This is a genomic window from Burkholderia sp. Bp8998 (assembly GCF_003854235.1).
In the GTDB taxonomy this organism is placed as follows: Bacteria; Pseudomonadota; Gammaproteobacteria; order Burkholderiales; family Burkholderiaceae; genus Burkholderia.
The window spans coordinates 1-689 of sequence record NZ_QTQF01000154.1 but is presented as its reverse complement, the minus strand read 5'-3'; the positions used below and the strand labels follow the sequence as shown (position 1 = coordinate 689).

Below are 689 nucleotides of genomic sequence, written 5' to 3'. Positions count from 1 at the left end.
CAATGACGACAATGTATGAATTGCTCGGTGTGTGCGAGAACGCCACCAACGAGGAAATCAAGCGCGGCTACCGAAAGGCGGCGATGAAAGCGCATCCCGACCGCAACGTCGGGTGCGAAGCGGACGCGCATGCGCGATTTCAGGAGATCAAGGAGGCATACGCGGTTCTCTCGGACCCGGAGCTGCGCCGCGTCTATGACACCGTTTACGCAGAGGAAATGCTCCGTCACGCACGGCTTCGCGAAGAAGAGGAGCGCTTGAAGGCGGAGCGCGAAGCGGAATATGCGCGGTTCGTGGCATGGGCGATGCGCTTCGCCGAACAAGGGCACAACCGCGACGTCGTGTTCGGTGTCCTGCTCGGCCGTGATTGCGATGTTCAACTCGCCGAGCGCATTGCCGGCAGCGTGGTCGAACTGCATGCGTCGCGCCAGCCGAGCGCATCGCGGGACGGGCAGCGTGATGAGCAGATGCCGCAATGCGAGAAGAGGGCGACACCGGCGCCAGAGAGCGACGCGCGAAGGAGTGACGAACACGTGCATAGGGACTTTTTCAGCGCTCTGTGGCACGGCGTGTTCGGGCTGCGCCCGTGAGTCCTGGTGGGTGACCGGTTTTGCGAGCGCGGAACTCGACCGCGATCGGTGCCCTCTTCGGGGGAGGTTCTTCGATCGACTGCTTCATGAATTGACGGC

At 62.7% G+C, this 689-nt stretch carries 1 protein-coding gene; it reads left to right on the top strand.

The window, feature by feature from the left end:
• The first annotated feature begins 2 nt into the window (after window positions 1–2).
• The gene (locus DIE06_RS37905; RefSeq protein WP_260433919.1) at window positions 3–590 is read left to right on the top strand and encodes a J domain-containing protein; all 588 of its coding nucleotides are present in this window, start codon (window positions 3–5) and stop codon (window positions 588–590) included.
• Window positions 591–689: the final 99 nt, after the last annotated feature.

Coding starts and splice junctions, on each gene's coding strand:
- DIE06_RS37905 (WP_260433919.1), top strand. CDS start 3: ATGACGACAATGTATGAATTGCTCGGTGTGTGCGAGAACGCCACCAAC.